Raw genomic sequence first — 22,834 nt, forward strand, 5'->3', positions numbered from 1 at the left:
AGCTTCTGGCGGGCTAAACCGCCGCGGTCAGAACTGCTCGCTTTAATTTGAAAGCTGGAAAGCTTTGCGGAGGATTAAAGCAGAGATACTGTCGGGTCATCCCGCCTCGCGCGCTGGTTGTAAGTTGAGCGCAAGAATATCAAAGCTTAGCTCTGGTCAAGTAATAATCGAGATCCTATTGAAGGGTCTCGGCGTTGAATGATTCGAAGACGCTGTTGTCGATTAAAGGGGCAGACAGGTGAAGCGAGCGGAAAGCTTATTGCGCGCGGAGCGGAAGCCGCGCCTAGGAAAACAGCACGCGCTGGCTTTCGGCTTTGAGCGCATCGGACTTCTGTCCTTGCGCTTTCCTTTGGCCATCGCCCTTGTCACGATCGCGCTTGCGATCGCCGCTGGCTTTGGCGTCGCGCGCATCAAGGTCGACGATTCGCTCAGCCAATTGTTCCGGTCCGACACGCCGGAGTTCAAGCAATACGAAGACGCGACGCGACGTTTTCCGTCGAGCGAATTCGATGTGCTCGTCGTCATAGAGGGCGAGGCGCTGCTTGAGCGGGATTCTCTCGACAAGCTGCGCGATCTCGTCACCGATCTCCAGCTGGTCGACGGGGTCCGCGGCATCATCTCGATGTTCTCGGCGCGTCAGCCGCCGGCAAATGGCGGAATTCCCGAGCGGCTGTTTTCGGACCCTTTGCCCGAAGGCGACGCCTATGACGAGCTGATCCGCCGCGTCAGAACCAACGAGATTATTCGCGCCAAGCTTTTGTCGGAGGATGGCGAACTCGCCTTGATCGTACTCGCCCTCGATCAGGCTGTCGTCGCGAGCAATGGCTTGGGCGACGTCGTCGGGGAAATTCGCAAAACGATGGCGCAGGATCTCGAAGGTTCGGGGCTAAAGGCCGAGCTTTCGGGCGTTCCGGTGATGCAGCTCGAGATCCGCAACGCCGTCGAACGCGACCGGATCGTCTATAACGCGATCGGCTTCGTCGCCGGCTGCCTCATCGCGATCCTTTTCTTCCGCCGCGTGTCTTTCATGATCATCGCCGCCGGGCCGCCGCTGATCGCCATATTGCTGGCGCTCGGCGCGCTCGGCTGGCTCGATTTTCGGCTCAACATGTTTCTCAACGTGATGACGCCGCTCATCATGGTCATCAGTTTCTCCGACAGCATGCAGCTCACCTTCGCCGCGCGGGATCGGCTGCTGGCGGGGCAGAGCAAGATCGAGGCCTTGCGCAATGCGGTCCTGGTCGTCGGGCCGGCTTGCGTCCTGACCCATGCGACCGCGGCTCTGTCTTTCCTGGCTCTTTTGTTCTCCAACTCGGATCTGATCCGCACCTTTGGCGAAGCCGGGCTTATTGCGACCCTCATCGCGCTTGTCGCGGTTCTTGTGCTGATGCCGCTGCTCGGCGTTCTGCTCCTGCGCAATGAAGCGGCTTTCGCCGCGAAGGTCGGCGCCGGCGATTTCGGGGTCGAGGCCCTGCGCCGCTTTTGCGCCTTCATCGCCGCCCGCATGGTCAGCCGTCCCGGGCTCTACAGCCTGATCGGCCTTATCGTCGTCGGCGGCCTCAGCTTCGCTTACGCCACGCTCGAGCCGAGATACCGCCTTGCCGACCAAGTGCCGGACAAGCAGCAGGCGGTTGCGGCAAGCGGCCGTCTCGACGCCAAACTCGCCGGCGCCAATCCGATCGATCTGTTGATCGAATTCCCCAAGGGCGCATCGCTCTATGCGCCGGAACCCCTCGATGTGGTCGCCAAGGCGCATGCCATTCTTGAACAACAGGCAGGCGTCGGCAATGTCTGGTCGCTCGAGACCCTGCGCCGCTGGCTCGCGGAAAAGGCGGGGAAGTCGGACGTTGCAACTCTGAAGCAATATGTCGATTTGCTGCCGGAGCATTTGACGCGGCGCTTCCTATCCGCCGAGCAAGACGCCGTGGTCATTTCCGGCCGTATACCGGACGCGGATGCGAGCAAGCTGCTGCCGGTCGTCGACTCCCTCAATGCGTCTCTCGCAGGGCTTCGTGCGGCGCATCCTGGCTATAGCATATCGGTGACTGGCCTCTCGGCGATCGCCGCGCGCAACAGCGCCAATATGATCGGAAAATTGAACCGCGGCCTGACGCTGGAATTCCTGTTCGTCGCCGTTTTCATCGGCGCCGCCTTCCGCTCCGTCACCGTCATGCTCGCGAGCATCCTGCCCGGAATCTTCCCGGTCGTGGCCTCCGGCGCGGCGCTGCACGCGATGGGGCAGGGCCTGCAATTCGCCAGCATCGTGGCCCTGACCGTCTCATTCGGTCTGGGCCTCAGCGCGACGATCCATTTTCTCAATCGGCTGAGGATCGAGGATGACCCCGACAAGGATCCCGGGGTTGCGGTGGAGCGCGCAACGGTTCTCGTCGGGCCGGCTCTGATCCTGACGTCTGTGGTGCTGGCTTGCGGACTGGCCGTAACGGTCTTCTCAGACCTGCCGTCCTTGCGCCTGTTCGGCTGGCTGAGCGCATTTGCGATGATCGCCGCTCTCGCCGCCGATCTTCTGATTCTGCGGCCCACAGCCATGTTTCTGCGCCGGCTGGAGCGTCGAGCCGGCGCGTGGTGGAATAATCCGCGCGCCGGCGAAAGGCGACGGGCCTAAAGTCTCACCCTTTGCTCAAGGTGATCGACACGGAGGCGACGTCGGTGCCGCCATGCGGCGTGATCGCGACAGTCTGCCGATTGCCATGCGTCCGCACGGAGAGGCTCGCCGTAAATCCCCCGCCGGCGACGCCCGCATGGATCTCCGTGTTGCTGGCGCGGCCCGAGACGTTTCCCGAGACATTATGCGACGCCTCGCTCCAGGTGCCAGAAATAGCGCCGCCTTCGTAAATAACATTGCTGCTGATTTCCAGCCTGTAGCTGTCGCTCGCGCAGCGCAGGCTCTGATTAAGGGCCCGGCCGGTCGCGTTGACCGCGTAGGTCGCCCTGCAGCGAATCCGCTCGGTCGAGCCATTCGTCAGGGCGATCGTTCCGCCGCCCGACCAATAGCCTGAAAGCCCGAAGAAAGGCCCTTCGGCGCGCTGCGCGACTCCTTGCGATGCGAGGAGCGAGAGCCCGGCAGCAAGAACCGCCGGCTTGAGCAGGGCGGACTGCGGTTGCATCAGATGGAATGACATGAACTTCGCTTTCCATGACTGCTTGACCAAAACTGGAGCTTGACAGGCTTCAGTTCCGCGCGAGGACTAGTCCCGCCAGCCCAAAAAATCAACGGCGCGCTGTAAAAACAAAGCGCGCCGCGAAAAGATCCATGCCGTTGCGGCGAAGTTGCGTTTATCGGTCCGAGCCGGCTTCAGGGACGCATCCACCGCTGCGCAGCGCGGCGCTTCCGCGCTTCAATAGGAAATGCGGCCTTGCGATTGGGCGAGTCCGAGGCCGAAAATGACGGCCGCGAGCACCGGCAAAGCTGAGCCGAAGAGACCGACGTTGATGAAAGCCTGAATGAGGAGCGTGGCCACGCAAGCGGCCCCGGCCGCAGGGTAGAAAGAATCGCGGCCACGATTTGACGCCCCGCGCAAGAGCACAAGCAGCGCAATTGTCGCCGCCAATACGGCCAGCCAAAGCATCGGCCTGCCCATCTCGATTGAAAGCTTTGCGGCGGCGGTCACGGCCTGGCCTTCGCCTGCGCCGGGATCGGTGGACTGATAAATCGGCAGCAAAGCCTCGAAAGCGCCGGCCCCGTCGCCGAGAAACGGCGCGTCCGCGAGGATGCGCTGCGTCAGCTCGACGGAAGCGGCATCCTTCTTGACGAAGGCCAATCTCGGATCTGAACTACGTCCGGCGGCTCCGGTCACCAAGGCTATGGCGATGACGCTCGCCGTGACGCCGATCGCCCCGGCGCCCCATCGTCCGAGGTCGAGGCGGCGGACGAGGATGACCGCGCAAAACATGACAAGGCCGCAGCTCGGCGCGAAAATAAGCGATCCGGATCGCGCCGCGACGATCGCCGCCGCGCAGATGACGAAGGCCACGAGCGAGGCGAGCGCTCCGAAGCGAAACCTGGCGTCGGATTTGCCGGAGCGGCGGGTCTCGCGACGCTCAAAGACCAGCGCGGCGCAGGCGGCTGAAAGAATCACGCCAAGGCCGGCGCAATCGAACGCTTCATCCCGCGTCCGGAGGCCCAGGCCGAAAAGATCGGATGCGGCGGCGATAAGTGCGATCAGCACGGTTGCGGCCGTCAAGCTGACGAGAACCGATTCGGCGCGGTCCCGATTGATCGTCACGGCGGTGGCCAACAAAATCATGCCGACAAATGAGAGATAGCGCGCGAACGCGATCGCCGTGGCGCCAATGTCGATGGTGATGCTTCCGTTGACGCCGTGGCGGAACCCGGCCGCGACGCTTGTCCAGACCGGATGCGCGAGTTCGGAAATGGTCGCCATTGGCTGCGTGCGCGACAAGGGCAGCGGCAGCATTTGCAGCAAGATCCAAATGGCCGGGATCGCTGCGCCGATCACAAAAAGCTTGGTGAGATTCGCGAAACGCTGGGCCTCCCCCGGCGCTAGGTTGATCGATACGAGGATGAGGCCAAGCGCGACGAGCAAAGGAATGAGGCTAGGAAGAATCGACCCATCCACGGCGAGAATTATGGGACAAAGACTGATGAGGCCGAGAAGAACACCGAGCGCGATGAACATTGCAATCGCCTGTCTGAATCTGGGTGTCGAAAAAATGCGTTCGCGACGGCGGCGCGAGCCGGCGGCTTCGGGCTCTCGGCGCAGCGACGCCAGATCCCTTCAGGCCGGGCGAAGACCCGTTCGCCTTGAGGGGATGCGGCGGACCGCGCATCCGTCAGTAATTTCATGCTTCTGCTGAGGGTGAGCGCGCTCTGAGCAAATTCAGTTTACATCGAATCAGCCCAGTCTAATCCGGCTACCTTAGCCGGGGCCGCGCGCGCGCCCAAATCACGTTGGCGCGAGTTCCGCCTTTCTCTCTTCCAGGAACCAGCGATAGACCGTGGCGACGCCGTCTTCGAGATTTGTTTTCGGCTGCCAGCCGAGCGCTGCAAGGCGGCTCGAATCCATGAGCTTGCGCGGCGTGCCGTCTGGTTTGCCGGAGTCGAAGACGAGCGTTCCTTCGAAGCCGACGACCCGGCCGATAATCTCGGCGAGCTGGCGAATGGTCACGTCGGAGCCGGCGCCGCAATTGATCGGCTCGTCGCCGTCATAATGGTCGGTCAGGAAAACGACGGCGTCGGCCAGATCGTCCACATAGAGAAATTCCCGCAAAGGCGTTCCGGTGCCCCAGACCACGACCTCGCGCGCGCCGGTCTCCTTGGCCTCATGGAACTTGCGGATCAGGGCCGGCAGCACATGACTGGTCGCAAGGTCGAAATTGTCGTTTTGACCATAAAGATTGCAGGGCATGACCGAGATGTAGCGGCGACCGAATTGCTTTCGATAGGCCTGGCAGAGCTTGATCCCGGCGATCTTTGCGATGGCGTACCATTCATTCGTCGGCTCGAGCGGGCCGGTCAGAAGCGCCTCCTCCTTGATCGGCTGCGGCGCGAATTTCGGATAGATGCAGGAGGATCCGAGAAAGACCAGCCGCTCGACGCCTGCCTCGTGCGCGGCATGCACGATATTGGCCTCTATGATCAGATTTTCGTAAAGGAAATCGGCAGGATAAGAGTCATTGGCGAGAATGCCGCCGACCTTGGCGGCGGCCAGGATGATGACGTCGGGCTTCGCCTTCGCCACCCAACTATGGACCGCTCCCTGATTGCGCAAGTCGAGCTCGTCGCGGCCGACCGTGAGCACGTCCGCGTCTTCCCTGGCGAGCCGACGCAGGATCGCCGAGCCAACCATGCCGCGATGTCCGGCGACCCAAATCCGACGATTGGGCGATGATTTGGTCATGACCCCTCCTTAAATCCGGCCGCGCGCCTTCATCACAATCAGGTCGCTTGCGACCATGTCGGAGACCAGCTGCGGGAAAGTGGTCTTGTGCTTCCAGCCGAGTTTTTCGAATGCTTTGGTGGGATCGCCTAAAAGCAGATCGACCTCCGTCGGACGAAAATAGCGCGGATCGATCTCGACCACGCTTCGGCCATTCTCCTTGTTGATGCCGCGCTCCTCGACGCCGGCGCCTTTCCAGCCGATCTCGACGCCGACCTCGGCGAAGGCGCGTTCGACGAATTCGCGAACCGTATGGGTTTCCCCGGTCGCCAGGACATAATCGTCTGGTTCGGGCTGCTGCAGGATGCGCCACATCCCCTCGACGTAGTCGCGCGCATTGCCCCAGTCGCGCTTCGCGTCGAGATTGCCCAAATAGAGCTTGTCCTGGAAGCCCAGATAGATCGCGGCGACCGCGCGGGTGATCTTGCGGGTGACGAAGGTCTCGGCCCGCGTCGGTCCCTCATGATTGAACAGGATGCCGTTCGACGCGTGCATCCCATAGGCTTCGCGATAATTGATCGTGATCCAATAGGCGTAGAGCTTGGCGGCGGCGTAGGGCGAACGCGGATAGAAGGGCGTCGTCTCGCTTTGCGGAATCGCTTGCACCTTGCCGTAAAGCTCGGAGGTCGAGGCCTGGTAGAAACGGGTCTTCGCGCCGAGATTGAGAATGCGGATCGCCTCGAGAAGGCGAAGCGTGCCGAGCGCGTCCGAATTCGCGGTATATTCCGGGGTCTCGAAACTCACCTGGACATGGCTCTGCGCGGCGAGATTGTAGATCTCGTCCGGCTGCGTCTCCTGGATAATGCGGATCAGATTCGTCGAGTCGGTCAGGTCGCCATAATGCATGAAGAAGTTGACGTCCGCCTCGTGCGGATCATGGTACAAATGGTCGACGCGATCGGTGTTGATGAGCGACGAGCGCCGCTTCACCCCGTGCACTATATAATCTTTCGACAGGAGAAGTTCGGCGAGCAGAGCGCCGTCTTGACCCGTGACTCCGGTAATCAAGGCAGTTTTTTTTGAGGTCATTCGCGACAAGAACCTTTAATTGCTTCGAGATGCAAGCCCGTATATCCGCGGTTGCCGCATTGCGAAGGCTATAACAGATAAGCTTTGTGCTGGCCAGATCTGCGGACCAATAGATATTAAGCGTTGCGGCTTTGATTAGCCATTCAACGCCTGGTTGGCTTGCCCCAAGGCGCCGCGCTTGCGGCTGTCGCGCGCCGGCATTTTCGCGCAGTACGCAAGCGCCTTCAAATCAGAGCTGTAGCGGCGAGGGAGTCCAGCGCTTGGGCCTGGCCGTCGCTCTGCGCTTCGGCCACCGAAACCGCGGTCATGTTGACGATGCCTCGGGTGGTGACCGCAGGCGTTAGAATATGGGCAGGCTTGGCTGCGCCGATCAGGATGGGGCCGACCGGGAGGGCGTCGGCCATGACCATCGTCATTGTATAGGCGATATTGGCGGAATCGAGGTTGGGCATGACGAGAACATTGGCCTCGCCCTTCAGGCGCGAGGAGGGCAGGACGCGGTCGCGGATCGCCTGCGACAGAGCGGTGTCCGCCTGCATCTCTCCGTCGACCTCGAGATCGGGCGCGCGTTCGCGCAGGATCGCCAGCGCTTTCCGCATCTTCACCGACGAAGGCGCATCGTCCGAACCGAAATTCGAATGCGAGACGAGAGCGATCTTCGGCTCCAGGCCGAACCGGCGGACATGGCGCGCGCACATCATCGCCAGCTCCGCGATTTCAGCCGCCGTAGGATCATGCCGAACGTGCGTGTCGGCGAGAAAAAAGGCGCCCTTATTGGTGATCATCAGGCTCATCGCTGAAAAATCGGTTGCGCCCGGAACCAGCCCTATAATGTCATTGATGTGACGCAGCCTTGACTTGAACCGTCCGTCGAGGCCGCAAAGCATCGCATCCGCATCGCCGCGCTTGACCGCGATCGCCGCGATCACGGTCGCGTTGGTCCGCACCAGGGTGCGCGCGGAGTCGGGCGTAATGCCGCGCCGTCCGGCGGCGTCGAGATAGGTCGCGACATAGTCGCGATAGCGTGGATCGTCCTGCGGATTAATGAGCTCGAAGTCGCGCCCCGGCCGCACTGAAAGACCGAAACGCGCAAGCCGCGTCTCGACGACGCGCGGGCGCCCGACGAGGATCGGCTTCGCGATTCCCTCCTCAATGATGGTCTGAACCGCGCGGAGCACGCGCTCATCCTCGCCTTCCGCATAAATGACGCGTTTGGGATTGGCTTTGGCGGCGTGCATCAGGGGCTTCATGATGAAGCCCGAGCGGAACACGAAGCGCGACAGCGTCTCCTCATAGACAGAAAAGTCGACGATCGGCTTTTTTGCGACGCCGCTTTCCATGGCCGCTTTGGCGACCGCCGGCGCAATGCGCAGGATCAGGCGCGGATCGAAGGGAGAGGGAATGAGGCTGCCCTTGCCATATTGGCGCGCCTCGCCGCCATAGGCCTTGGCGGCGACGTCGGACGGCGGCTCATGCGCCAATTGCGCGATCGCACGCACCGCGGCGCGCTTCATCGCCTCGTTGATGGTGGAGGCGGCGACATCAAGGGCGCCGCGAAAGAGATAGGGAAAGCAAAGGACATTATTCACTTGATTGGGATAATCCGAACGGCCGGTGCAAATCATGGCGTCGGGCCGCGCCGCCAGCGCCGCCTCCGGCTCGATTTCAGGCGTCGGATTGGCGAGCGCCATGACGAGCGGCCGCTCGCCCATCTCCTTCACCATCTCAGGCTTCAGAACCCCGCCGGCCGAAAGGCCTAGAAATATATCCGCGCCGCCGATGACATCGCCGAGACTGCGCGCATTCGTGTCCCTGGCGTAGATCTCCATGCGGGGGTTCATCGCCGCTTTGCGGCCTTTGTAGACGACGCCCTCTATGTCGGTGACAAAAATATTCTCACGCCGCGCGCCGAGATCGACAAGAAAATCGAGACAGGCGAGCGCGGCCGCGCCCGCTCCCGAGGTCACGATCCTCGCCGTCTCAAGGGACTTGCCGGTCAACTCCATCGCATTGAGAATGGCTGCGGCGACGATGATCGCGGTGCCATGCTGGTCATCGTGAAACACCGGGATGGACATGCGCTCGCGCAAGCGGCGCTCGACCTCGAAACATTCCGGCGCCTTGATGTCCTCGAGATTGATCCCGCCGAAGCTCGGCTCCAGGGCCGCGATCATATCGACGAGCTTGTCGATGTCGTTTTCCGCGATTTCGATATCGAAGACGTCGATCCCCGCGAATTTCTTGAACAGGACGGCCTTGCCTTCCATCACCGGCTTGCCCGCGAGCGGGCCGATATTGCCGAGGCCGAGCACGGCCGTGCCATTGGTCACGACGGCGACGAGATTTTGCCTGATCGTGAGCTCGGCGGCGGCGGCGGGATCGGCCACGATCGCGAGACAAGCGGCCGCGACGCCCGGCGAATAGGCGAGCGCGAGATCATGCTGCGTCCCGAGCGGCTTCGTCGCCTGGATCTCGAGCTTACCCGGACGCGGCGAACGATGGTAATGAAGCGCGCTCGAGGCCAAGTCGGACGAGATGGATTCGGTCATGGACCAATTTTCTGTCGGAGCCCCTCGGCACGGAATACGCGGACCCGGCGCCTAAGTCCACCGGGGCAGGGGCGCCCGGACGCGATTCCGTTCGGGCGCCAAAAGGTGGCCGGGCTGGGTTGGCGCGCGGAAATGACAGACTATAAAGCGATCTCATGAAGCAAGGAGCAAGCATGGCCGTGGAGGGCGCAAGCCGCGTCAGAATCGTGCGCGAGGCGGCGAGCCTCAGGGCGCAGGTCGCAGATTGGCGGCGCCAGGGCGAAACGATCGCTTTCGTTCCAACCATGGGCGCGCTTCACGCCGGGCATATCTCATTGGTCGGCGAGGCTAAAACCCTGGCCAGCCGGGTCGTGATGTCGATTTTCGTCAATCCGACGCAATTCGCGCCGACGGAAGATTTCGGCGCCTATCCGCGCGCGTTCGAGGCCGACGCCGCAAAGTTCGACGCCGCGGGCGGCGATCTTCTTTTTGCGCCCGCCGTCGAGAACATGTATCCGCAGAATTTCGCCACCCTGATCAATGTTGAAGGGCCGGCCGTCGCTGGCCTCGAGGATCGGTTCAGGCCGACGCATTTTTCCGGCGTGGCGACGATCGTCGCGAAGCTGCTCAATCTATGCCGCGCCGATCTCGCGATTTTCGGCGAGAAGGATTATCAGCAGCTCAAAGTCGTGACGCAAATGGCGCGCGATCTCGATTTCGAGACGAAGATCCTCGGCGCCCCGACAATTCGCGAAAAGGACGGGCTCGCCCTTTCCTCACGCAATGTCTATTTGTCGGCCGAGGAGCGGCGGGTTGCGCCGGTCCTTCACGCGGCCCTTGCGCGATGCGCGGCGGACATCAGTAAGGGGGCAGCGATTGAAGCCGCTCTCGACGTTGCGAGAGCTGCGCTCGCCGACGCCGGCTTCGTCACGGATTATGTCGAGGCCCGCCACGCCGAAACGCTGCGGCCTGTAGCGTCCCTTGTCGACGGCCCGATCAGGCTTCTTGCCGCGGCGAAGCTCGGCAAGACGCGGCTCATCGACAATATAGCGGCGTGACGAGATGATCGGCGAGGAGCGCATCGTTCTTGTGACTGTCGGCGGATGGGTTCAGGGCATAGGCTATCGCGCCTGGACCCAGAGGCAGGCCGAAGCGCTGGGCGTCAGGGGCTGGGTGCGGAATCGCTTGAATGGCGATGTCGAGGCGGTCTTCGCCGGTCCTGCGGAAGCCGTCGAGGCGCTCTGCGCGGCCTGCTGGCGCGGTCCTTCGCTCGCGCGCGTCGAAAGGGTCGACGTCGCGGAGCCGGATTCGGCCGCGTTGGCGGAGCTTGGCGCTCGGGGCTTTCGCCAGATCGCCACGATCTAGAGCGCTTCCCGATCAGATGGAATCATCTGATCGAAAAGGAATCGCTCAGTTTCAAAGAGTTGGAGCATGTTCTAATCGAAAAAGTCGATCAACGTTTTCGGAACATGCTCTAGCGTCTTTTCCGAGCTGGAGCGGCGGGGCGTGCAGGCGCGCCCCCGGCATGTTAGGTTCGGCCGATCTCAAGCGCCTCCCGATTGTCCGCGTTCATCGGATCGGGAGGGAGTCGCCTAAAAATTAAAGAGTTGGAGCAATGTTCTGATCGAAGCGTCGATCGACTTTTTTGGAAGATGCTCTAGGAGCGGATCAATGCGGCGGGTTGCTTTTTCGTTGGCCGGACTCATTCTCGCTTGTCTCACCCTTGCCGGGTGCGACAAATGCGGCCAGCCGATCAGGTTCAACACGCCGAGCCTGCCGAACGCTTGCTATGAGGATCAGCAAGAAAAGTGAGCCTTCCTCGATTCCGTATAAGGGCGAGAGCCAAAGCGCTCCGACGCGGCGGCGAAGGATGGCGAAGCCGCAAGCTGGCTTGGCTGATGGAGATGAAGCAGCAGCGCAAGGACCGCGACGCAACGATGAGCTTCAGCTCTTTCGGGGGCAATGAGCTCATAAAGCGCGGCGTTTCGCGCTTTGACCTTCGCGACCCCTATCACATTGCAGTCGAATTGAGCTGGAAGGGATTCGCGCTCGCCTTTATCGCGATCGAATTCAGCATCAATATCATTTTCGCGTCGCTTTATCTCGCGTCCCCGGGCTGCATCGCCAACGCCAGGCCGGGATCTTTCGCGGACGCGTTCTTCTTCAGCATAGAGACGCTGGCGACGGTCGGCTATGGCGTAATGGCCCCGGCGACGCTCTACGGCCACGTGATCTCGGCGATTGAGATCGTCTCCGGCATGGTCTTCACCGCGATCATGACCGGTCTTCTGTTCGTCCGTTTTTCGAAGCCGCGGGCGAAAATCCTCTTCGCGGATCAGGTCGTCTTCACGACGCATAACTGCTCGCCGACCTTAATGGTGCGGATCGCCAACGGACGCTTGACGCTGCTCACGCATGCCTCGGCCAGGCTTGGCCTGCTCTTGTACGAAGAAAGCGCGGAAGGTCATGGTTTCCGCCGCCAGCACGAACTCGCCTTGTCGAACCAGAGCATTCCTTTGTTCCCGTTGACATGGACCTTGATGCATGAAATCGACGCCAACAGCCCGCTCAATGGGTACGATGCCGAATGGTTAGCGCAGCACGATGCGCAGCTGTTCCTGACCATCGAGGCGCGCGACCATGCGCTCAGCGCCTTTGTCCATGACATGCGCATTTACAGCCATGTCGATATGCAGTTTGGAATGCACTATGTAGACGCTGTTATGATCGACGATCGGCGGCGCGCCATCGCCGACCTCAGCCTCTTGAGCCTCTTGGAGCCGGACATCTCCGGCGACGCGTGAGATTCACTCCGGCGCCTCCTCGATCGGGTCATATCGCTTCACGTCGAAGCCGAACATGTCGAACGAGCGCTGCATATGCGGCGGCAAGGGCGCGGTGACGTCGAGCGTCCCGCCGCCCGGATGCGGCAGGATCAGGCGGCGGGCCAGAAGATGCAGCTTGCGCTCGACGCCTTCCGGAATGTTGCGCAGAGGATCGTTGCGGCGCGGATCGGTCTTCGGCTTCAGGCCATATTTAGGATCGCCGATGATCGGATGGCCGATCGCCTCGGCGTGGGCGCGCAATTGATGCGTGCGCCCGGTTACCGGCTTCATCGATAGCCAGGCGAGACGGGGCGCCGCCTTGTCGACAATCGTATAATAGGTCACCGAATGCCGGGCGTCCTCGTCGCCATGGCTCGCGACGCGCATTTTTTCGAGCTTTTCGCGTCCTTCGGCGCCGCGCCGAGGCGGCCGCGCCGCCCCCATGTCCTCGCCCTTCGCCAAATAGAGCGAAATGCGGCCTTGCGCTGGCTTCGGCACTCCTTCGACCAGCGCCCAATAGATCTTGCGGGCCTGACGCGAGCGGAAGATCGCGCCGAGATCGGCCGCGGTCCGGCGCGTCTTGGCGACGAGCAATACGCCCGAGGTGTCCCGATCGAGGCGATGAACCAGCATAGGACGATCGCCGCGTTCGTTCGGCATCGAGGCGAGCATCCCGTCTATGTGGCGGGTCATTCCCGAACCGCCCTGCACGGCGAGGCCGAAAGGCTTGTCGAGCACCATGAGATCCTTGTCTTCATAAAGGATCATGTCGCGGAGCGCGCGCAAATCCGTTTGCGAGATCTCCTGCGTCGGCGCCGCCGGCGCGTCGAGCTTCAACGGCGGCACGCGCACGCTTTGGCCTTGCGCGAGGCGCGTCGCCGTCTTCACCCGCGCGCCGTCGACGCGCACTTCGCCCGTGCGCACGATCTTATTCAGATGCGACAAGGAGAGCGAGGGAATGCGCCGCTTGAACCAGCGGTCAAGGCGCATTCCCTCTTCGTCTTCGCTGACTTGAAATGTTTGGACGCTCACCTCTCAGCCCCTAAAGCCAATTAGCGTTTGGCGCAACTCGAATAGCCCATGATGCGGAGGGGCGGACGTATATGGTCTCGCTCAAGGCATTGGCCTCACGAGATCGCCTTCGCGCAAAAAGGCGCCCGCGCGCACGACAACTGTGTCGCCTGCGGTCAATCCCTCGCGGATCTCCGCGTCCTCACCGTTGAAGAGGCCGACGCTTACCCGCCTCGTCTCGACGCGGTTGTCGCGCACGACCTGTACGATTGCGCCCTGCGGTCCATAGAGAATCGAAGAGAGGGGAACCGCGGCCCCGCAGCTTTCCCCCAGATCGATCGCCGCTGTCGCGAAGGCGCCTGGCTTTACGCCCGGATTGCCGCGCAACTGGAGGCGCGCATGGCCGAGCTGCGTCAACGGATCGATCTCCGGAAGAATCAGCCGCACCTCGCCGTCGAGACCGGTTGCATCCAGCATCTCAATCCGCGCCCTCTGCCCAGGCTTGACGTCGGCGAGCGAAGCCTGCGGCAGTTCGACCAGAAGCTCCAGTTCGCCGTCGCGGATGATGCGGAACATTGGCTCGCCCCGCGCCGAGATCGCTGCGCCGACGGGGAGCGGGCGATAGACCAGCGTGCCATTGGCATGCGCCGTCAATGTCGCCTTGGCGGGCGAGCCTGGCAGCCAATCGGGCCGCACAAGCTGCGCCAGCGGCTGGCCTACGCTCACCCGCGCGCCATCTTCGACGAGGACTTGGCCAACCAGCAGACCCTCGACTTCCGGCCGCACGAGAATTTCCTCGCGCGCCACAATAATGCCGCTCACCCGAAGCCTGTCGGCGAAACATGCGTTTTTCGCCTTGACGACGCTTACGGACATGCTCGCGGGTTCGGCCGCGTGCGGAGCGTCTTGGCCCCAGGCGGCAAGCGCCAGGATGATCAGGATGCGCAGAGCGATTGGAGGCCTCGCCCGGAATCGAACCGGGGTGCAAGGATTTGCAGTCCTCTGCGTAGCCACTCCGCCACGAGGCCTCCTTCGCGACGAGCCCAAAGCCAGCGCGCTAGGCCCTATAGCAAAGGAAGCCGCGCGCGCGCAAGGAATGCGTGGCGAGAGGAGCCGCTGCCGGTCCGACAAGGCTAGGAGAGGGGGGCGGGGCGGCCGAGATTACCGCTTTGCAAAGGCGCGGCAAGCTTGCTATATCGGCCACCATTCGCTCAAGCGCGTGATCCCTGATAGCTCAGCTGGTAGAGCAATCGACTGTTAATCGATCGGTCGCAGGTTCGAGTCCTGCTCAGGGAGCCAATCCTTCGTTCTTGGAAGTGCGCCGCCGCTCAAGAAACCCATCAACTCCGGCCGATCGATCGGCGGACCACCGTTGGCGGCTCCGATGGGCCGAGGCGGCGACAGGGAATAATTCCCCCCGGGGGAGAGGGATTGGTCGTCAAACGCGACGCGGTAAATCAAAAAAGGCTTCCTTGCCGATTGGCGCAGGCCGCGGGGTCCGCCGCCAGCAGTTGATCCTCGCCGCCGGCCTGCGCGGGCGCGACCGGAGCTTGCACCTCTGCGGAATCATTGCCGACCTTGTTCACGGCGGGGCCGATTTCAAAAAACTCCAGCACGTCGTTTTCGGGTGGCCGCAAGAGCCCGAAAGCGCTGTCGGCGCTTCTTTCGTCGGGGTCGAGCCAAAGGTCGAGCACTTTCTGTTCAAGGATCGCCGGAAGCCGGTCATGGATCGCGGCGCTCGCGCCATTGGCTGCGGTCGTGATGATGCAGGCTGTATCCTGCTCTTCCCCGTTCGGACCGGTCCAGGTTTCCCATAGGCCCGCCAAGCCCAGGGCCGCCCCGTCGCGGCGGCGGAAAAGATAGGGGCGGCCGGCTTTCCCCTTGGCCTTGGGATCGCGCAGCCACTCATAGAATGCGTCGGCGATAAAGACGCAGCGGCGGCGCCGGAACGCCATCCTGAAGCTCGCCTTCATGAGTAGAGTCTCGCTTCTCGCATTGAAGATGAGCGGGAATTGCTTCGGGTCTTTGACGAAATGCGGCAGAAAGCCCCAGCGGACGAGCATGAAATGCCGCGTGATCCGGCCGTCCGGATCGCGTTCGGCGCGCACAATCGGCGTGGGCTCGGTTGGAGCTATATTGTAACGCGGCGGAAAGTTTGGGTGCTCTAGGTAACGGAAAAATGTCCGCATCGCCTCGGGGGGCAAAGTGATGGCGTAACGCCCGCACATGAAACCATTCCTGCTTTTCTTCTTGATCGAAAAGGAATTCGCTGAAATTCAAAGGGTTGGAGCATGTTCTGATCGAAAAAGTCGATCAACTTTTTCGGAACATACCCTGGCCTGAGCCGCGCCGCCAAGGCGCCAGAGCGGATCCCGTGATATGGATGCGCGATGCGATCCGCCTTAACAGAACCGCTTTTCAATCAAAAGGGAAAGCCGAGCCGGATCATCTTAGGCGCTCTTGCCAGTCGAGATTCTCGCGCAGTTTTTTCTTGAACCTATATTGCTCGACATGGCGAGGACAGCCCGATGCAGACCTTTTTCGTTGAAATCAAATGCGCGCTCGGGCGCACCTATGAGGTCGCCAATGCTTTGGCGCAAGCCGAGATCGCGTCTGAAATCTATTCGATCGCCGGACATTACGACATTCTCGCCAAATTCTACGTGGGCAAGGATGTCGATATCGGCCATTTCATCGGCGAGAAGGTCCATGTCATTTCCGGCATCGTCGACACCCGCACGATCATCGCCTTCAAGGCTTTCTGAGAAGCCTGTTCTCAGGAGCTAGGCCACACGCCCGCATTTTCAATCGTTCGTCGCGGCGAGATAGGCGCGAAACTGCGCCAGGCATGTCTCGCGTTCGAAAATTTGGGCGAGCTTGCGGCCGTCCCCCAGCGCCGGATGCTCGCCATGGCCAATGAGATGGCCGATCTCGGCCGCGACGGCCTCGCTGTCGCCGGCGGGGACCAGGATGGCCGCGCCATTCAAGACTTCGAAAAGCTCGGTTCCGGCGTCGGCCGTTGCGAGGACAGGCTTGCCGCTGGCGAGCATTCCGCCGAGCTTAGACGGCAAGACGAGATCTGCCGCGCCCCGGCTTTGGGGCAGCACATGCAAATCCGCCAAGTTGAGGAGCTCGCAAAGCCGAGCCTCGGGTTGAAGCGGAAGAAAATGGACATTTGGCAGGCCGCCGTAATCCTGCATGAGACGTTGCTTTTCCGGTCCGTCCCCCGCAATGACGAAATGCAGATGGGGTTTTCCGGCGAGAAGCCGCGCGGCGTCGAGGACGACTTCGAGCGCCTGCTTGGCGCCGACATTGCCGGCGTAAAGGACCACGAAATCCTTATCGGTCAAGGTCAGCTCGCGGCGAAAACCATTTGGCTGATCGAGAGGCCTGATCTTGGCCAGATCGACCCAATTGCGCACTATGCCAATTCGGCTTGGTTCGACGCCCTTGGCGATGAGCCGCTTTCGCATTTGTCCGGAAATCGTGATCACACCCGTAAATTGCTTGAGCAACCAGGATTCGGCTTTCATGACCAAGCTCTGCAGGGCCTTTCCTTTCAGATGGCCGACGGCGAAGGCCGCATCGATTTCGAGATCCTGGACGTGGAGAATGGCGCGGGCGCCAAAGGCCTTGGCGAAAAGCGCCGCCGGCGCAACAAACAAGGTCGGTTCGATACATAAGACAATGTCTGGGCGATCCTTGACGATCCGCCAGAGCGCCACCGGCGCAGAGGTCAGGGCGAAGCTGAGCGGAGCGATGACGCGCCAGATCCCACGCATGTCGGCGCGCAGCAGAATCGGGCAGCGCAGAGTTTTGGCGCCGTCGCGCGTCTCGCTTGCATAGCGCAGGGCGTGAAAAGGCGCGATGACGCGCCAGCCCGGGTAATGCGGCGGCGCCGTGACGACGCTCACGTCATACCCATGTTCGACGAGATCGGCGCCGATCTCGCCGGTGAAGCGGCCCACGCCGATCATCTCCGGAGCATAATTGATTCCGTAGACCAGTATCTTGCGCGTCGATTTGTCATTGGCGACAGGGTGCGACATTGAGATCCGCCAAGCCTGGAGATGAAAATAAGCCGGGACAGCAATTGCTCATGTGAATACTGCATTGCGATTACATTCGCTATATGCGCTCCATGTGAAATTCTGCTCCGCGCCGGTTTGGAAAGCGTTGGCTGTTGCGCGCGGAGTGATGATTGTCTCGAAACCAGGTGCGTCTGGGGAGGGAAGCGCGAGACTGTCCCGCTTTCGGAGGAGATAATCGAGGGTTAGGGCGACGCGCGCGAGCTAGGCCAGAAAAGCGAACAAGTCGAACGAAATTACGATCCTTTGAAGCTTCGGCAACAGCCTCTACGCCGCTGAAATCAAGGGGAAGGCCGATTCGCGCGTCCGATTTAGATGGCGCGACGGCATGATTTCTCAACGCCGCTCCGCCGGTCACTCCAAACGGTCGTCGCCAGGCAGCCGGCAGGTTGGAAGGACCGCCTCGGCTATGGGTGCGTGGTAGTAACTGCGACAGTGCCGCCCGTCGAATAGGTCGTAGATGAAGCCGTAGGTCCAACCAAGGTGCGGCCCTGGAGGGCGGCTCGCGCAGTCGCGCCCTCTGTCACCGAGGCCGCCGTCAATCCGGCCGTCGCCGCTATGAGATTTGCGTAGTTCAACACCTTGGTGGAGTCATACGAGCCGGCATTAGCGATGAAGATGATGTCCTGGTTGCGCATCTCCATTCGCGTGGCGAGGAAATATCCTGCGGGGTCGCGGAAGTTGATCCAGAAGATGACTGGAATGAGCTCATCCCTGAACTGCGACAGGTCTGCGCCGAGAAGCGCTGCGACCTCTCTCGGCTCCCTTCGATAGAGGAAGATGGCGGCTGGATCGGCTTGCGTGTCGGTGAGGCCGCCAGCCTTCGCGACCGCCTGCGCGAGATTGATTCGCCACGCATCGAAATTGAATTGTCCTTGTCCGAAGGCGATGGGAGCGCCGCCATTTGCGCCGAACGCCATGAAAGTCTGCTGCTCGGTATAGACGTAGATCCGGTCCCCGGGCTGGATATAAATATTGTTGGACGCGTTCATCACGAGATTTTCGAAAGGCACCGTCGCCCGGCGCTTGTCGCGTTCGAGCACGACCCAGGTTGAGTAGCCATTGCCCTTGATGCCGCCCGCACGGGTGATGGCGTCGAGAACGCGGTCGCCCGCCCCGGTTGCCGGAACCGCGAATCGAAGCGGCGTATTCACGTCGCCGACCACGCTGATGAGCGATGTCCTTTGCTGCGACAAGGTCACGACGACTTGGGGCTCGATCGCGCGGTTCTTGATCCTTTCGACAATATCGTTTTGAACCTGAATATTGTTGCGGCCGGCCGTCTTTATCGATCCGGCGAAAGGGATGGTGATATTGCCGTCATTGTCGACCGGCTGATCCGGAAGCTGCACGAAATTGCCCGGCCGCACGCCTGCCTCGAGCGGAATGTACAGACCTCCGGCCGCCGCCTCGAATATCGTCACGGAAATGATATCGCCTATTCCGAACTTGATGTTGGACGCGGGTTTTCGGTCGGTGAACGCGCCAGCCAGACCTTTTGGCTCATAGGCCGCAAGGATGTCGACCGCCTGGGGACTGAGCTTGATCAAGGCATAGGGAAGAATTGACGAGGTTCCGGATTCGATTTCCGTGGACGTCGGTCCGGCGACAGGGAAAAAGGAGCAGCCGCCAAGAGCAAGGAGCGAGGCGCCGAACAGCGAGGCGCCGAACAAGGAGATCCAGCCCGATCGGAAACTCAACATGAACTCACTCCTCCTATGCCTTCAATCGAGGAATATCCCGTCATGGCGGATAGAGCCAGAAAAAGTGGCGGATCTTCGTTGGATAAAGGCCCAGTATATGGAAACCTGTGGCAAAATTCGCACAGTTTTAGAATGGATCTGACAGCTGAAAGGGGAGCCCCTTCATTTGCAGGGGCTTTCCTAAAGCCCTTCCTTGGAATTGGGGGAATGATGCGCCGCCTCGGAAAAGAGGCCGGCATGAAACGGTTCTAGCTCACGCCAATAACCAATTAAGAATAACCGTTAATCAATCTTGAAACTCTGACGAACGATTTAGAAAAGACTAGAGTCGGGACGAGGCGTCATGGCTCATCTTGCGAGATTCATAGTTAAATCTAGTTTGATCGTGGACAGAAGCGCCGCGCCCCAAAGCGCTTCAAGGGGCCGGAGCCCGCGACACAGCTCAACGGCGGCCCTTGGAAATATAGTGGGAGATTATTACAGTTGGGAGCGTTTCTCAAAAGCGCGGGCTGAGTTCAAGCGCCCTCGCCGCGCGATGCTGAGCCGGCGCAGGGCCGCAACAAACGAGCTAAAATGAAGTTGGAGGCAGGCAGGCTTCAGCCGCGCATTCAGCGGCGAGCCGTCAAGCCGATCCCACCTTTAGAGCCGCGAGGCAAAAATCGATCATTTGATCGACGGTGGGCTCTGGATCTTGCGCGCATTCCACCATGAGTCGCGGGTGGCAGAATCGGATGCAGGCGCTGCGGACGAGGATAGCGGCGAGCCCCGCATCGCCGGGCCGAAACTCTCCGCCCGCCATGCCCTGTCCGATAATTTGCGCCAAGGTCTTGTCCATGGCGTCAAAGTGTTCGCGCATGATCGGCCAATTTTCATCATAGGCCGTTTCGAACAATTCATGGAGCTTGCGATCGGACATGAAGCGCTGAGCGTTCAGCTTTTCGATCGAAACGATGACATTGCGCAACTTCTTGCTGGCGGGGCCGGGGAGCCTCGCGATTTCTCCGACCGAGTCCTCGATCTCACGAAGGATCCGACGTCCGACCGCTTCGTTGATTTCAGCTTTCGCCGCAAAAAAGCGATAGACATTCGCCGGCGACATTTGCAGCTCGCGCGCTATGTCGGCGACGGTTGTCTTCTGAAAGCCGATCTGGCGGAACAGACGTTCTGCGACCTCGACGATATTGAGGTGAGTATCGACTTCTTTGTGTGCGCTCAAGGGTTTCATTCCAACCGCGGTCCCGAATTGTTAGAAAATGTATATCGGGCTTTAATCGTTTACGCTTCCCCCAAATGGGTTTTCGCGCTCTCGTTGTATTCGGATTGCGCCTTGCAGCGAAACCGAACGGGCGAGGGCAAGGTCAATCGTTTCAAATCGCCTTAACGCACGTAGCCAATGTCACGACGTCCGCCGTAGCCGCTCATCCGCTCGACCTAAAAGCGATCTTGCTTTGTCGGATTGAACCCCGACCCGCCGGCGTTTAGGTTGATCCGGCGTCTAAGCCGCCGGATTGAAGCGTCGAGGAACATGTGGTTTATGACATGGCTTCCTTGAACGGGTTTTATCAAAATGATAGCCGTTCAAAAACTCCTGACAAGAAACTTGTAGCGCTTATGCCCTATGTTTGGAATATTGTAAACATTTCCCAATTATGGGGCGGGTCCGTCAGGGCGATTCGGCGCGGTCGGGAGCTCGACCATTTTCCGTCGCCTCGTCTCGCCATCGGCCCAGGTCCGGGTCGGCGTCTTGGCCGGCCTATAATCGAGGCGGTTGGCGCGCGAATGCGACGGATCGGCTCGTTGAACCATGCTGAATCGCATGTCGTCGTCGATCGCTACCCAGGAGCCTGTTTGCTTACCCTTTTAACCGGCGACGACGGGGGCAACGATGCCGTCTCTCGATGACGTAGATCTAAATAGGCTCCTCCAGCTCGAAACTGATCTCACCGGTCATTCTCTCGACGGCTTCGTCGAATATATTCGACGGCGTTACGAGCTTACCAATAGCGTCTATCTTTGTCCCTCGTTTCGCGGGCGCAGCCTTGCGGATCCGTTTATCACGACGACCTACAGCGCTGAATGGGCGGAGCATTACAAGGCGCAGCGTTACACTTCGATCGACCCGGTCATCAACGTCGGCGCTCGCTCGCTGCTTCCAGTCGATTGGGCGCGGCTACCGCGGGGGGACGAGAAGGTGCGCCGCCTGTTTGGCGAAGCTAAGGAGGCTGGCGTTGGCCACCAGGGTTTGACCATTCCTGTGCGGGGTCCGACGAATGGCCTCTGGGCGCTTTTTATCGCCACGTCCTGCGAAAGCGATACCGAGTGGGCAGGCCGCCGCTATGAGCTCATGAGAGATCTTGTCCACGTCGCCAATTACTTGCATCAGCGCGCGTATGAATTGCAGGGAGAAGAGGCGCCTGTCGATCTCAACGCCATCACCAAGCGTGAAATCGAGGCGCTTGAATGGGCCGCCGAAGGAAAAACGATCGACGATACAGCAATTTTGATGCGAATTTCGGCCGAGACAGTCAAGGCGCATCTCGATTCGGCCCGCTATAAGCTGCAGGCGCTCAACCGCGTCCACGCCGTCACCAAGGCGATACGGGCGGGTTTGATCCGCTAAATTACCCCCGACTTGATGCGCATTTATAATTTATGACAAGTTTTGTTTTTTATCATTGATCATGTAGCTCATTGCGTGTATCGACTTGAGTCGTCGTCTGTCGGAGCCTCCGACAGACGTAAACGGCGCTGAAAAGCGGGAATTTAGATCAGTGACACAGCGCACAGACGCAAAGGGTGGCGGATAATTACTTGCTGAGTTGCCCCTCGACTGCTGATTAATATGGTCTATTTGTCCTCCCAACGCACGTATTGCGGGAGTTTGAGCGCTGGCGCCAGGCCACCGAAGCGAATGGGCGGGCTTTTGCGGCAGTCAATCCCCGTTTTGGGGAATATCCTTAATTACCGATCGGTATCAGTTTGAGGCACCCACCTAAACACGGGAGCCCCAGATGATAAGCATTGTTTTTGGTTATGAGCGCTCGGAGCGGCCGGCGCTATTCGATGAGATGTTTCGCCAGCGTAAGAAGGTGTTCATCGACGAGAAGAAATGGGACCTCAAGCCAGTCAATGGCGAGTTTGAAATCGACGAGTTCGATCGCGACGATACTGTCTATATCTGCAGCTTGTTTCCCGATGGCGGTCTTGCCGGCTCTGTCAGGCTTCTCAATACAGCTACCGACCATATGGCGATCTCCGCCTTCCAGCCCATGTTTCCAGGCTTAATGGTTCGTTCGCCGACGATTTGGGAAGGAACGCGCTTCGCGGTGCGGGATGACCGGCGGCTCCAGGGCAACGGCGCCTCCCGGGCGGCCTGCGAGATTCTTCTCGGCACCTGCCTTTTCGGGCTGGAATATGGCGTTTCGCAGATGACCGCGATATACGAGGCGCCGCTTGCGCGCATGTTCAAGAAATGCGGCCTGGACCATATCATTCTCGGCCGTCACAGGAGCGAGGCGCATGGCTCCATCCATTTCGGCCTTTGGGATATTTCGCGGGAGCTCGAAGCCTCCATTCGCGCGAAAACCGGACTCCTGCCCTACGAGACCGTCGCCGTGGCGGCGGAATAATCCTTCGCCTGACACGCGCCGTGGCAGGCGAACCGCTGGACTGCGATTGATTTATGAATTGGCGTCGGCGGTCGCCGCCGGCACAAAAGCGATAAGCAGGACG

Annotated in this window: 19 protein-coding genes and 2 tRNA genes; 9 read left to right on the forward strand and 12 right to left on the reverse strand. The window is 60.6% G+C overall.

Features of this window, described 5'->3' with window-relative positions; genetic code table 11:
- The first annotated feature begins 259 nt into the window (after positions 1-259).
- Positions 260-2,623, forward strand: coding sequence for an efflux RND transporter permease subunit (locus tag RZS28_RS12770; protein ID WP_407341120.1), 2,364 nt, complete (start codon positions 260-262; stop codon positions 2,621-2,623).
- A 4-nt stretch (positions 2,624-2,627) separates the two neighbouring features.
- Here RZS28_RS12770 and RZS28_RS12775 read toward each other — a convergent pair whose 3' ends face one another.
- From RZS28_RS12775 to RZS28_RS12795, 5 genes are all read right to left on the reverse strand, one after another.
- Positions 2,628-3,140, reverse strand: a complete 513-nt coding sequence (locus RZS28_RS12775; RefSeq protein WP_407338126.1) for a hypothetical protein — start codon at positions 3,138-3,140, stop codon at positions 2,628-2,630.
- Between the two features lie 216 nt (positions 3,141-3,356).
- A complete protein-coding gene (locus RZS28_RS12780; RefSeq protein WP_407338127.1) occupies positions 3,357-4,658 on the reverse strand; it encodes a hypothetical protein in 1,302 nt (433 codons plus the stop codon).
- A gap of 267 nt (positions 4,659-4,925) precedes the next feature.
- Positions 4,926-5,879, reverse strand: coding sequence for a GDP-L-fucose synthase family protein (locus RZS28_RS12785; RefSeq protein WP_407338128.1), 954 nt, complete (start codon positions 5,877-5,879; stop codon positions 4,926-4,928).
- A 9-nt stretch (positions 5,880-5,888) separates the two neighbouring features.
- On the reverse strand, positions 5,889-6,947 hold the full coding sequence (gmd, locus tag RZS28_RS12790) for a GDP-mannose 4,6-dehydratase (RefSeq protein WP_407338129.1): 1,059 nt from the start codon (positions 6,945-6,947) through the stop codon (positions 5,889-5,891).
- A 224-nt stretch (positions 6,948-7,171) separates the two neighbouring features.
- The gene (locus tag RZS28_RS12795) at positions 7,172-9,496 is read right to left on the reverse strand and encodes an NADP-dependent malic enzyme (protein ID WP_407338130.1); all 2,325 of its coding nucleotides are present in this window, start codon (positions 9,494-9,496) and stop codon (positions 7,172-7,174) included.
- Positions 9,497-9,669: 173 nt separating this feature from the next.
- Here RZS28_RS12795 and panC point away from each other — a divergent pair, with 173 nt between their 5' ends.
- From panC to RZS28_RS12815, 4 genes are all read left to right on the forward strand, one after another.
- Entirely contained in the window at positions 9,670-10,533 is an 864-nt protein-coding gene (gene panC / locus RZS28_RS12800; RefSeq protein ID WP_407338131.1) for a pantoate--beta-alanine ligase, read from the forward strand.
- Positions 10,534-10,537: 4 nt separating this feature from the next.
- Positions 10,538-10,840 carry an acylphosphatase gene (locus RZS28_RS12805; protein ID WP_407338132.1) on the forward strand — a complete coding sequence of 101 codons (303 nt, stop codon included), beginning with the start codon at positions 10,538-10,540 and terminating at the stop codon, positions 10,838-10,840.
- 306 nt (positions 10,841-11,146) lie between these two features.
- Positions 11,147-11,287, forward strand: coding sequence for a hypothetical protein (locus RZS28_RS12810; RefSeq protein ID WP_407338133.1), 141 nt, complete (start codon positions 11,147-11,149; stop codon positions 11,285-11,287).
- A gap of 92 nt (positions 11,288-11,379) precedes the next feature.
- The gene (locus RZS28_RS12815; RefSeq protein ID WP_407338134.1) at positions 11,380-12,279 is read left to right on the forward strand and encodes an ion channel; all 900 of its coding nucleotides are present in this window, start codon (positions 11,380-11,382) and stop codon (positions 12,277-12,279) included.
- A gap of 3 nt (positions 12,280-12,282) precedes the next feature.
- Here the strand turns inward: RZS28_RS12815 and RZS28_RS12820 are convergent, their stop codons facing one another.
- From RZS28_RS12820 to RZS28_RS12830, 3 genes are all read right to left on the reverse strand, one after another.
- Positions 12,283-13,290 carry an RluA family pseudouridine synthase gene (locus RZS28_RS12820; RefSeq protein ID WP_407338135.1) on the reverse strand — a complete coding sequence of 336 codons (1,008 nt, stop codon included), beginning with the start codon at positions 13,288-13,290 and terminating at the stop codon, positions 12,283-12,285.
- Positions 13,291-13,413: 123 nt separating this feature from the next.
- Complete coding sequence (locus RZS28_RS12825; RefSeq protein WP_407338136.1) at positions 13,414-14,187, reverse strand: efflux RND transporter periplasmic adaptor subunit; 774 nt, start codon at positions 14,185-14,187, stop codon at positions 13,414-13,416.
- Positions 14,188-14,265: 78 nt separating this feature from the next.
- Positions 14,266-14,339 (reverse strand) — tRNA-Cys (locus tag RZS28_RS12830).
- A gap of 195 nt (positions 14,340-14,534) precedes the next feature.
- Here RZS28_RS12830 and RZS28_RS12835 point away from each other — a divergent pair.
- Positions 14,535-14,610 (forward strand) — tRNA-Asn (locus RZS28_RS12835).
- A 158-nt stretch (positions 14,611-14,768) separates the two neighbouring features.
- Here the strand turns inward: RZS28_RS12835 and RZS28_RS12840 are convergent.
- Positions 14,769-15,539, reverse strand: a complete 771-nt coding sequence (locus RZS28_RS12840) for an SOS response-associated peptidase (RefSeq protein WP_407338137.1) — start codon at positions 15,537-15,539, stop codon at positions 14,769-14,771.
- A 300-nt stretch (positions 15,540-15,839) separates the two neighbouring features.
- Here RZS28_RS12840 and RZS28_RS12845 point away from each other — a divergent pair, with 300 nt between their 5' ends.
- On the forward strand, positions 15,840-16,076 hold the full coding sequence (locus RZS28_RS12845; protein WP_407338138.1) for an Lrp/AsnC ligand binding domain-containing protein: 237 nt from the start codon (positions 15,840-15,842) through the stop codon (positions 16,074-16,076).
- A 39-nt stretch (positions 16,077-16,115) separates the two neighbouring features.
- Here RZS28_RS12845 and RZS28_RS12850 read toward each other — a convergent pair whose 3' ends face one another.
- The 3 genes from RZS28_RS12850 to RZS28_RS12860 all read right to left on the reverse strand — a co-directional run bounded on the left by RZS28_RS12850 (position 16,116) and on the right by RZS28_RS12860 (position 20,327).
- On the reverse strand, positions 16,116-17,360 hold the full coding sequence (locus RZS28_RS12850; protein WP_407338139.1) for a WcaI family glycosyltransferase: 1,245 nt from the start codon (positions 17,358-17,360) through the stop codon (positions 16,116-16,118).
- Between the two features lie 446 nt (positions 17,361-17,806).
- Positions 17,807-19,102: a polysaccharide biosynthesis/export family protein gene (locus tag RZS28_RS12855; RefSeq protein WP_407338140.1), complete on the reverse strand. Its 1,296-nt coding sequence runs from the start codon at positions 19,100-19,102 to the stop codon at positions 17,807-17,809.
- A 622-nt stretch (positions 19,103-19,724) separates the two neighbouring features.
- Complete coding sequence (locus RZS28_RS12860) at positions 19,725-20,327, reverse strand: TetR/AcrR family transcriptional regulator (protein WP_407338141.1); 603 nt, start codon at positions 20,325-20,327, stop codon at positions 19,725-19,727.
- A gap of 660 nt (positions 20,328-20,987) precedes the next feature.
- On the opposite strand from RZS28_RS12860, the gene RZS28_RS12865 reads away from it, so the two are divergent.
- Positions 20,988-21,722 (forward strand): autoinducer binding domain-containing protein, encoded by a 735-nt coding sequence (locus tag RZS28_RS12865; protein ID WP_407338142.1) that lies wholly within the window; start codon positions 20,988-20,990, stop codon positions 21,720-21,722.
- 391 nt (positions 21,723-22,113) lie between these two features.
- Complete coding sequence (locus RZS28_RS12870; protein ID WP_407338143.1) at positions 22,114-22,731, forward strand: acyl-homoserine-lactone synthase; 618 nt, start codon at positions 22,114-22,116, stop codon at positions 22,729-22,731.
- Positions 22,732-22,834 lie beyond the last annotated feature (103 nt).

This window comes from Methylocapsa polymorpha (assembly GCF_045689225.1).
Taxonomy (GTDB): Bacteria; Pseudomonadota; Alphaproteobacteria; order Rhizobiales; family Beijerinckiaceae; genus Methylocapsa; species Methylocapsa polymorpha.

Excerpts from the sequence above, each read along its gene's own strand:
- RZS28_RS12870 (WP_407338143.1), top strand. The coding sequence starts at position 22,114 with ATGATAAGCATTGTTTTTGGTTATGAGCGCTCGGAGCGGCCGGCGCTA.
- RZS28_RS12815 (WP_407338134.1), top strand. The coding sequence starts at position 11,380 with ATGAAGCAGCAGCGCAAGGACCGCGACGCAACGATGAGCTTCAGCTCT.
- RZS28_RS12845 (WP_407338138.1), top strand. The coding sequence starts at position 15,840 with ATGCAGACCTTTTTCGTTGAAATCAAATGCGCGCTCGGGCGCACCTAT.
- RZS28_RS12785 (WP_407338128.1), bottom strand. The coding sequence starts at position 5,879 with ATGACCAAATCATCGCCCAATCGTCGGATTTGGGTCGCCGGACATCGC.
- gmd (WP_407338129.1), bottom strand. The coding sequence starts at position 6,947 with ATGACCTCAAAAAAAACTGCCTTGATTACCGGAGTCACGGGTCAAGAC.
- RZS28_RS12860 (WP_407338141.1), bottom strand. The coding sequence starts at position 20,327 with ATGAAACCCTTGAGCGCACACAAAGAAGTCGATACTCACCTCAATATC.
- RZS28_RS12805 (WP_407338132.1), top strand. The coding sequence starts at position 10,538 with ATGATCGGCGAGGAGCGCATCGTTCTTGTGACTGTCGGCGGATGGGTT.
- RZS28_RS12780 (WP_407338127.1), bottom strand. The coding sequence starts at position 4,658 with ATGTTCATCGCGCTCGGTGTTCTTCTCGGCCTCATCAGTCTTTGTCCC.
- RZS28_RS12775 (WP_407338126.1), bottom strand. The coding sequence starts at position 3,140 with ATGTCATTCCATCTGATGCAACCGCAGTCCGCCCTGCTCAAGCCGGCG.
- RZS28_RS12820 (WP_407338135.1), bottom strand. The coding sequence starts at position 13,290 with ATGCGCCTTGACCGCTGGTTCAAGCGGCGCATTCCCTCGCTCTCCTTG.
- RZS28_RS12840 (WP_407338137.1), bottom strand. The coding sequence starts at position 15,539 with ATGTGCGGGCGTTACGCCATCACTTTGCCCCCCGAGGCGATGCGGACA.
- RZS28_RS12865 (WP_407338142.1), top strand. The coding sequence starts at position 20,988 with ATGCCGTCTCTCGATGACGTAGATCTAAATAGGCTCCTCCAGCTCGAA.
- RZS28_RS12795 (WP_407338130.1), bottom strand. The coding sequence starts at position 9,496 with ATGACCGAATCCATCTCGTCCGACTTGGCCTCGAGCGCGCTTCATTAC.
- RZS28_RS12810 (WP_407338133.1), top strand. The coding sequence starts at position 11,147 with ATGCGGCGGGTTGCTTTTTCGTTGGCCGGACTCATTCTCGCTTGTCTC.
- RZS28_RS12825 (WP_407338136.1), bottom strand. The coding sequence starts at position 14,187 with ATGTCCGTAAGCGTCGTCAAGGCGAAAAACGCATGTTTCGCCGACAGG.
- panC (WP_407338131.1), top strand. The coding sequence starts at position 9,670 with ATGGCCGTGGAGGGCGCAAGCCGCGTCAGAATCGTGCGCGAGGCGGCG.
- RZS28_RS12855 (WP_407338140.1), bottom strand. The coding sequence starts at position 19,102 with ATGTTGAGTTTCCGATCGGGCTGGATCTCCTTGTTCGGCGCCTCGCTG.
- RZS28_RS12850 (WP_407338139.1), bottom strand. The coding sequence starts at position 17,360 with ATGTCGCACCCTGTCGCCAATGACAAATCGACGCGCAAGATACTGGTC.